Origin of the sequence: Azospirillum formosense (assembly GCF_013340925.1) — a bacterium.
GTDB classification, from domain to species: domain Bacteria; phylum Pseudomonadota; class Alphaproteobacteria; order Azospirillales; family Azospirillaceae; genus Azospirillum; species Azospirillum formosense.
On sequence record NZ_WHOR01000257.1, the window covers coordinates 1 to 8,281 of the forward strand.

Here is an 8,281-nt window from a genome sequence, read left to right on the forward strand (position 1 = left end):
GTTGTTTATAAGGGACAGAGCCTGGACACCATCACCGCCGCGGTCCTGCTGCTGGCCGGCGGCTGGATCGCCCTGTCCCGCACCGCCGGCGAGGGCGAGGGGGTGGCGACGCCCGGCGTCGCCCTGCTGGCCGCCGCGGTGGCGGTGGGCGGGGTGGCGCTGGTCGGCGCCTCGGCCTCCGTCGCCCAGCTCGCCTTCGCGCTGGCCGCGGCCACCGGCGGCCTGCTGCTGTGGAACTGGCCGGTGGAGCGCCACGCCTGGGGCAACGCCGGTCAGGCGGCGCTGGGCATCCTGGTCCTGCTGGCCGCCACCCTGACCTTCTTCTCCTCCGCCCGCGCCGAAGCCCTGCTGCTCGTCCTGCCGGCCTTCTTCGCCGACCGGCTGCGCGACCGGCTGCCCCTGCCGCGCACCGCCGCGGGACGGGCCATGGGCACCGTGGCGCTGACCGCCATCGCCCTGGTGCCGGCCGTCGCCGCCGTGGGCGTCGCCTTCCTGCTCTCCGCCGGTTCCGACGTGTCCGGCTACTGACCCACCCCCTTCATCCCGTTCCATCCGACAAAGGACTCCCGAATCATGAAGCGTCTTCTCTCCGCCGCCGCCCTCTCGGCCCTCGTCGCCCTGCCGCTGACCGCCCAGGCCGCCCCGGTCGCCTACAAGCTCGACCCGGCCCACACCGCGGTGGTCTTCATCGTCGACCATCTGGGCTTCTCCAAGGCCGTCGGCAGCTTCAACACGGTGGCCGGCGAGCTGGCCTTCGACAAGGACGCCGCGGACAAGAGCAGCCTGTCGGTGACCATCGACACCGCCAGCATCGACACCAACCACGCCAAGCGCGACGAGCACCTGAAGTCGCCGGACTTCTTCAACGTGAAGGAGTTCCCGAAGCTGACCTTCAAGAGCACGAAGATCGAGAAGACCGGCGACAAGACCGGCAAGCTGCACGGCGACCTGACGCTGCTGGGCGTCACCAAGCCGGTGGTCCTCGACGTGACCTTCAACAAGGACGGCGTCAGCCCGGCCAGCAAGCAGGAGACGGTCGGCTTTTCCGCCCGCGGCACGATCAAGCGCTCCGACTTCGGCATGAAGTACGGCGTGCCGAACATCGGCGACGACATCCAGATCATCATCGAGTCCGAGGCGGTGAAGGCGTAAAGAGCGCCTTCAGTCCTCCTCCGCCGCCTGCCGGACCCGCTCCCGCAGGCGGCGGGTGTCGAGCAGGACCAGCGCCCCCCGCCGCTTCTCCAGCAGACCGTCGCGCTCCAGGGCGCTCAGCTCCCGCGAGACCGCCTCGCGCCGGGTGCTGACACGGGCGGCGAGGTCGGCGTGGGGCGGCGGTGGGGATATGGTGGCGCTGTGCTCCCCCCGCCCGTCGGGCCGGGCCAGCCGCAGCAGCTCGGCATAGAGGCGGTGGCGCACGTCCAGCGTGTTGAACTCGTTCACCCGCGTGGCGAGCTTCCGGATTTCCCCGGCCAGCAGGACCATCACCTGGTCGCAGACGTCGGGATGCCGGTGGATGCAGTCGCGGAACAGCGCGGCGGGCATGCAGGCGACCGTGGCGTTGGTCACGGCGACGATGCCGGCGGAGCGGGCCTTGCCGTCGATGGCCGCCAGCTCGCCGAAGAATTCCCCGGCGGGGATGTCGCGCAGGATCACCGTCCGCCCGGAGATCGCGCGGATCGTCACCCGGACCAGACCGGCGGCGACGACGAAGACGTCGGTCCCCTCATCCTCGAAATCGATGATCCATTGCCCGGCCTCCACCCGGCGCCAGAGGCAGCGGTCCTCCAGCGCCCGCAGCGCGTCGGGGGACAGCGAGCGGAACAGCGCCGCCCCGGCCAGCGTTTCGGTCCGGCGCCTCATGAACGGGCCTCATGGAGGGGAATGGGTGTCCGGCTGTGGCATGGCGCGGGATGATCTCATAGGATGCCCGGGGACGCCACGCCGAAGCCGACATTCACAGCCCGAGCCCGCCGACCGACATGACGACCGTTCCATCCGCCGCCCGCATCCGTTCATGATCGGGACCCGTTCATGAAACGCCGGATCGAACGCCCGTTGCGCCTGTTCACCGGCCTGACGCTGTTCACCTTCGTCATCACCCATTTCCTCACCCACGCCGCCGGGCTGCTGCTGCTGCCGGGGATGGAGGTGGCGCGGCGCACGCTGCTGTGGGTGTGGGACACGCTGCCGGGGCAGGCGCTGCTCGCCGGCTCCTTCGTCACCCACGCCAGTCTCGGCCTGTGGGCTCTGTACCGGCGCCGCCACCTGCGCATGCCCGCCGGGGAGGCGTGGCAGCTCGGACTCGGCCTGTGCATCCCGCTCCTTCTGATCTCCCATGGTATGACGGGGATGCTGTCGGACGACCTCTACAACGACCCGCTGACCTACCCGCGGGCGATCGTCCTCTACTGGATCACCGCGCCGGAAACCCTGCTGTGGCGCCAGCTCCTGCTGCTGGTGATCGTGTGGATCCACGGCTGCATCGGGGTGCGCGGCTGGCTGATGGTCAAGCCCTGGTACCGGCGCCGCGCCGCGCTGCTCGGTGCCTTCGCCATGCTGCTGCCCTTGCTGGCGCTGGCCGGGATCGTCAACGCCGGATGGGACGCCGAGCGCCGGGCCGCCGCCGACCCCGCCTATCTGGAGCAGTTCCGCCCGCCCGCTCCCGGCACGCCGGAGGCGGAGAACCGCGCCGCGCTGGCGGCGATCAGCGGCGGCGTGTTCAACACCTACGTCCTGCTGCTGGTCGGCACGCTGGGGCTGCGGCAGGTCCGCAACTGGCGGGCGCGGGCGACCAGCCCGGTCCGCATCGCCTACCCCGGCGGGCGCACGGTGACCGTCCCGCGCGGCACCTCGGTGCTGGAGGCCAGCCGCGCCAACGGCGTCCCGCACACCGCGCTGTGCGGCGGGCGGGGGCGCTGCTCCACCTGCCGCATCCGGGTGACCGAGGGGGCGGATGCCCTGCCGCCGCCCAACGCCACGGAACGGGCGGTGCTGGAGCGGATGAAGGCGCCGCGCGCCGTCCGCCTCGCCTGCCAGCTCCGTCCGGTGGCGCCGCTGTCGGTGACGCCGCTGCTGTCGGCGCGGGACAACGGCCGCACCTTCGCCGTCTCCGCCCCCATGGACAGCGGGCGCGAGCTGGCGATCACCGCGCTGTTCGTGGATCTGCGGGGATCGACCTCGCTGGCGGCGGAGCGGCTGCCCTTCGACGCGCTGTTCATCGTCACCCGCTACGTCCAGGTCGTCACCGACGCGATCCGGAAGCACGGCGGCTACGTCATCGCCATCGCCGGCGACGGGGTGATGGGCATGTTCGCCAACGAGGAGGACCCCGCGGCGGCGGCGGCCAGCGCGCTGCGCGCCACCGCCGACCTGTGGCGCGACATCGAGCTTCTGAGCCGCGACCTCGCGGAGGAGCTGGACCAGCCCTTGGCCTTCGGGGCCGGGGTGCATTCCGGCCTCGCCGTGGTCGGGGCGGTGGCCTGTTCGGAGGACGGGTCGCTGCAATTCATCGGCGACACCGGCAACGTCGCCGCAAGGCTGGAGGAGATGACCAAGACGCTGGGCGCCACCGTGGTCTTCTCCGACGCGGCCGCCGAGCTGGCGGGGCTCCGGCGGCTGGAGCATCTGGAGCGCCGGGAGGTGGCGATCCGGGGCCGCGACGGCACGCTGGGGGTGCGGACGGTCCAGCGCCAGGAGGATTTGCGGGGGCTGCTGGAGGGTACTGGCGCCTGAAGAAAAAACCCCCGCCGGAGCGGCGGGGGTTTTTCGGCTCATCAAAGCAGATGGGCCTGGGCCAGGACCTCGTTGCCGCCGCGCCAGATCATGTCGAGCGCCACGTAAGTGATGATGGCAAGGCCGATCCAGCCGATCCAGCGGTGCTTGTGCAGGATGTGGGCGATCATGTTGGCCGCGGCGCCCATCAGGACGACGGAGAGCAGCAGGCCGATGACCAGGACGGTCGGATGGTCCTTGGCGGCGCCGGCCACGGCCAGAACGTTGTCGAGCGACATCGACACGTCCGCCACCACGATCTGCCAGACCGCCGCGCCGAAGGTGGTCGTCGCGACCGCCGCGCCGACCGCGGCGTCGCCGGAGCCGTTCGCGGCCAGCGCCTCGTCGGGCGTCACCTCGTCCGCCCCTCCGGAGCGCAGCTCGCGGTACATCTTCCAGCAGACCCAGAGCAGCAGGACGCCGCCGGCCAGGGTCAGCCCAATGATGGCGAGAAGCTGGGTGGTGATCAGGGCGAAGAAGATGCGCAGGATGATGGCGGCGCCGATGCCCCAGACGATCACCTTGCGGCGTTGCTCCACGGGAACGGCGGCGGCGGCCATGCCGACGACGATGGCGTTGTCGCCGGCCAGAACAAGGTCGATGGCGACCACCTGCCCGAGGGCGGTGAGCTGCGACCAGAGATCGACGCTTTCCATATGAAAATCTCTTCGAAGGCTTCGGTTGGGCTCAATTGCGGTGTGCGGTCATCTTTTTTGTTGGGGCTTGCGCTTGGAAACAGCGGCCCTGGGGGTTCTGTCGCACGAATCCAACCACGGCGCAGCAGGTTTGGCGTGCAGCGGTGGGTTGCAACGGACGTGGGGGCGGGGTCAGTCGGGCGCGCGCAGCCGGTAGCCGACGCCGGTCTCGGTCAGGATGTGAGAGGGGCGCTCCGGCTCCGCCTCGATCTTCTGGCGGAGCTGGCGGATGTAGATGCGCAGATACTGCACGTCGGTATCGGCCCCCCAGACCTCCTTCAGGATGAAGCGGTGGGTCAGCACCTTGCCGGCGTGGGCGACCAGCAGGCGCAGCAGGTCGTATTCGCGGGGCGACAGCTTCACCTCGGCGCCGCGCACCGTCACGATCCGCCGGACCAGATCGACGGCGAGGTCGCCGCTGCGGAACAGCGGGCGCTCCCCCTGCTGCTGCAGGCGGTGGCGCAGGGCGGCGCGGATGCGGGCCAGCAACTCGTCCATGCCGAAGGGCTTGGTCACATAGTCGTCGGCGCCGAGGTCCAGCGCCTCCACCTTCCCCGCCTCGTCGGCGCGGCTGGACAGGACGATGATCGGGGCGGCCACACCGTCGGCGCGCAGGCGGCGGATCACCTCCAGCCCGCCGATCCCCGGCAGGCCGAGGTCGAGCACGAGCAGGTCCGGCGGGCGTCGCCGCACCGCCTCCAGCGCGCCCGCGCCATCCTCCGCCTCGGCGATGTCGTAGCCCTGGGCGGACAGGGTGGTGCGCAGGAAGCGGCGGATCGGCGGCTCGTCGTCCACCACCAGGACGCGCAGCGGCAGGCTGTCCGACCTCATGGCGCCCCCTCCTCCTCATGGCCGGGGTCCTTAAGGCCGGGCTCCTCAAGGCCGGGCAGAGCGGCGGCGGCGGGCATGGTCAGGGTGAAGACGGCGCCGGAGCGGTCCTTGCGGTTGCCGGCGGCGATGGTGCCGCCCATCGCCTCGACGAAGCCGCGGCAGATCGCCAGCCCCAACCCGGTCCCGGCGCGCTGCCGGTCCTGGGCATGGACGCGGTAGAACTTGTCGAAGATGCGCTCGACATCCGCCGCCGGGATGCCGTCGCCCTCGTCCCGCACCTCGATGCGCACCCGACCGTCCTCCTGCGACGCCCCGACCTGGATCAGCGAGCCTGTTGGCGCGTATTTGGCCGCGTTGTCCAGCAGATTGAAGAGAACCTGTTCGAACAGCACGTCGTCCGCCTCCAGCATCGGCAGGTCGGCGGCCAGATCGACGTCCACCCGGTGCCCGGCCAGGATGCGGCCCGCCCGCTCCAGCGCGCTGCCCACCGTCTCGGCCAGATCGACCGGTCCGGTGCGCGGGCGGATCGCCCCCGATTCCAGGCGCGTCATGTCCAGCAGGTTGGCGATGAAGCGGTTCAGCCGCTCCGCCTCTTCCTGGATGGTCGCGGCGAGGTCGCGGCGCGACGCCTCGTCCATCCCGGCTCCGTAGGCGGTCAGGCTGGTCGCCGACCCCAGGATGGAGGCCAGCGGCGTCCGCAGGTCGTGGGAGATCGAGGTGAGCAGGGCCGAGCGCAGCCGCTCCGTTTCGGCGGCCAGACGGGCGCGGTCCACATCCTCCGCCAGGGTGACCCGCTCGATGGCGAGTGCCGCCTGATCGGTCAGCGCGTCGAGCAGCCGGCGCTGGTCCGGGGTCAGCAGGGCGCCGGGCTTGCCGGTGCGGGCGGTGTCGGTGTCGATGCCGACCACCCCGACCGGGCCGCGCCCGGTGCGCAGGGGAAGGAACAGCCACTTGGCGCCGGGCAGCGTGTCCGAGCCGCGCCCGGCGGGCCGGTTGTTCTCCCACGCCCAGACGGCGGCGGCGAGGTCGGCCTCGCGCAGCTCGTCCTCCGGCGGGTAGCCGGCGCGGACGGACACGGCGTCGCCGTCGGGCAGCAGCAGGACCACATGCACCTTCAGCATCGCCGCGATCTGGTGGGCGGTCGCCCACAGCAGGTCGTCCATGGTGACCACCCCGGCCAGCTTGCGGCTGAAGCCGTAGAGATCCTCCGTCGTCTTGGCGCGCAGCCGGGCGGTGACGGCCTGGGCGCGCACGCGGGCGGTCAGGTTGCTGGCGATCACCGCGACCACCGCGAAGAAGAACAGCGCGACGATGTTCTCCGGATCGGCGATGGAGAAGGTGTAGAGCGGGTTCAGGAAGAAATAGTTGAAGGCCAGGATGCTGACGACACAAGCGTAGAGCGACGGCCCCAGCCCGCCGGTCACCGCGCTGCTCAGCACCGCCGTCAGGAAGACCAGCGCGACGTTGCTGACGTCGAGCACCTGCTGAAGCACCTCCCCGACGCCCAGCGCCAGCGCGACATAGCCGGTGGCGGCGGCGTAGGGCCACCAGGACAGCGCCGGGCGCCGGGGGGCCGCGGTGCGCACCGTCTTGGGCGGGATCGGCTCCTCGGCGTCGTCGGCGATGACATGCACGCTGATGCCGCCGGCCCGCCGGATCAGCCGGAAGGCGATGGAGCTGCGCAGCAGCTCCGCCCAGGGGCCGCGGTGGGACTTGGCGATGACGATGTGGGCGACGTTGTTGGCCCGCGCATATTCGACCACCGTGCCGGCGACGTCGCCGCCGGGGATGGTCACCGCTTCGCCGCCCAGCTTCTCGACCAGCCGCAGCGCGTCGGCGATGCGGTCGCGCTCGGCCTCGCTCAGGCGCAGGCTGCGCGGAGTCTCGACGTGCAGCGCGGTCCAATGGGCGCGCAGCCGCTCCGCCTGACGGCGGGCGTAGCGGACGACGGCGGCGCAGGCCGGGTCCTCGTTCACGCAGACCAGCAGCCGCTCCCCCGCCGCCCAGGGGCCGGCGATGGCGTGGGCCTGCATATGGGTCAGCAACTGCTCGTCCACCCGCTGGGCGGTGCGGCGCAGCGCCAGCTCGCGCAGCGCCGTCAGGTTGCCGGGGGAGAAGTAATGGCGGATTGCCCGCTCGGCGGTGTGCGGGACATAGACCTTGCCGTCCTTCAGCCTCTGGATCAGGTCGTCCGGCGTGATGTCGATGACCTCGATGTCGTCGGCGCGGTCGAGGATGGAGTCCGGCACCGTCTCGCGCACGCGGACGCGGGTGATCCGGGCGACGACGTCGTTCAGGCTCTCCACATGCTGGATGTTCATCGTCGTGTAGACGTCGATCCCGGCGGCGAGGATCTCCTCCACGTCCAGATAACGCTTGGCGTGCCGGCTGCCGGGAGCGTTCGTGTGAGCCAGCTCGTCCACCAGCACGATGGCCGGGCGGCGGACGAGGATGGCGTCGAGGTCCATCTCGTCGAGCCGATGGCCCTTGTGCTCGATCTTGCGGCGGGGGATGACCGTCAGGCCGGCGAGCAGCGCCTCGGTCTCGCGCCGGCCGTGGGTCTCGACCACGCCGACCACCACGTCCACCCCGTCGCGCCGCTTGGCCTGGGCGGTCAGCAGCATCTCGTAGGTCTTGCCAACGCCCGGGGCCGCCCCCAGGAACAGCTTCAGCCGCCCGCGCCCCTCCCGCGCCGCTTCGCGCAGGAGCGCTTCGGGCGAGGGCCGGGCCGTGGTGGCGGTTCGATCGTTCGGCATCGGGGGGCGGCTTTCGGAACGGATCGGCGGCCCCGCCCCCCCCCCTGCCCCTCATACACACTTCCAAGCCCACGAGACTAAGGGGGAGGCCCGATGCCGGCTTCGGTCTGCAAAAAAAAAAAAACAAAGAAAGAATAAAGCATATAAACAGACAATTCTGACGCTGATATGCCAACTACCCATTTCATTCAGTACTTGCAGCCAAGACCGGATGTCTATTAATCATCA

The 8,281-nt window shown here is 70.9% G+C and carries 6 protein-coding genes and 1 pseudogene; 3 read left to right on the top strand and 4 right to left on the bottom strand.

The annotated features are described in order from the left end of the window. Together GBZ26_RS23890 and GBZ26_RS23895 are read left to right on the top strand one after the other, a co-directional pair. Positions 1-528: pseudogene (locus GBZ26_RS23890) on the top strand (hypothetical protein); the annotation flags it as partial. Between the two features lie 45 nt (positions 529-573). Further along, positions 574-1,152, top strand: a complete 579-nt coding sequence (locus GBZ26_RS23895) for a YceI family protein (protein ID WP_035680162.1) — start codon at positions 574-576, stop codon at positions 1,150-1,152. Between the two features lie 9 nt (positions 1,153-1,161). Here the strand turns inward: GBZ26_RS23895 and GBZ26_RS23900 are convergent, their stop codons facing one another. Further along, a complete protein-coding gene (locus GBZ26_RS23900) occupies positions 1,162-1,860 on the bottom strand; it encodes a Crp/Fnr family transcriptional regulator (RefSeq protein WP_174440994.1) in 699 nt (232 codons plus the stop codon). Positions 1,861-2,031: 171 nt separating this feature from the next. Between GBZ26_RS23900 and GBZ26_RS23905 the strand changes: the two genes are divergently transcribed. Then, positions 2,032-3,732 (top strand): adenylate/guanylate cyclase domain-containing protein, encoded by a 1,701-nt coding sequence (locus tag GBZ26_RS23905; protein ID WP_174440995.1) that lies wholly within the window; start codon positions 2,032-2,034, stop codon positions 3,730-3,732. Between the two features lie 41 nt (positions 3,733-3,773). On the opposite strand, the gene GBZ26_RS23910 is transcribed toward GBZ26_RS23905, so the two are convergent. The 3 genes from GBZ26_RS23910 to GBZ26_RS23920 form a co-directional block, all read right to left on the bottom strand. After that, positions 3,774-4,427 (bottom strand): TerC family protein, encoded by a 654-nt coding sequence (locus tag GBZ26_RS23910; RefSeq protein ID WP_174440996.1) that lies wholly within the window; start codon positions 4,425-4,427, stop codon positions 3,774-3,776. Between the two features lie 171 nt (positions 4,428-4,598). Then, positions 4,599-5,297 (bottom strand): response regulator, encoded by a 699-nt coding sequence (locus tag GBZ26_RS23915; RefSeq protein ID WP_109068728.1) that lies wholly within the window; start codon positions 5,295-5,297, stop codon positions 4,599-4,601. Then, positions 5,294-8,053, bottom strand: a complete 2,760-nt coding sequence (locus GBZ26_RS23920; RefSeq protein ID WP_174440997.1) for a sensor histidine kinase — start codon at positions 8,051-8,053, stop codon at positions 5,294-5,296. The genes GBZ26_RS23915 and GBZ26_RS23920 overlap by 4 nt, the downstream gene beginning before the upstream one ends. Between the last annotated feature and the right edge of the window lie 228 nt (positions 8,054-8,281).

Coding starts and splice junctions, on each gene's coding strand:
- GBZ26_RS23895 (WP_035680162.1), top strand. CDS start 574: ATGAAGCGTCTTCTCTCCGCCGCCGCCCTCTCGGCCCTCGTCGCCCTG.
- GBZ26_RS23900 (WP_174440994.1), bottom strand. CDS start 1,860: ATGAGGCGCCGGACCGAAACGCTGGCCGGGGCGGCGCTGTTCCGCTCG.
- GBZ26_RS23905 (WP_174440995.1), top strand. CDS start 2,032: ATGAAACGCCGGATCGAACGCCCGTTGCGCCTGTTCACCGGCCTGACG.
- GBZ26_RS23910 (WP_174440996.1), bottom strand. CDS start 4,427: ATGGAAAGCGTCGATCTCTGGTCGCAGCTCACCGCCCTCGGGCAGGTG.
- GBZ26_RS23915 (WP_109068728.1), bottom strand. CDS start 5,297: ATGAGGTCGGACAGCCTGCCGCTGCGCGTCCTGGTGGTGGACGACGAG.
- GBZ26_RS23920 (WP_174440997.1), bottom strand. CDS start 8,053: ATGCCGAACGATCGAACCGCCACCACGGCCCGGCCCTCGCCCGAAGCG.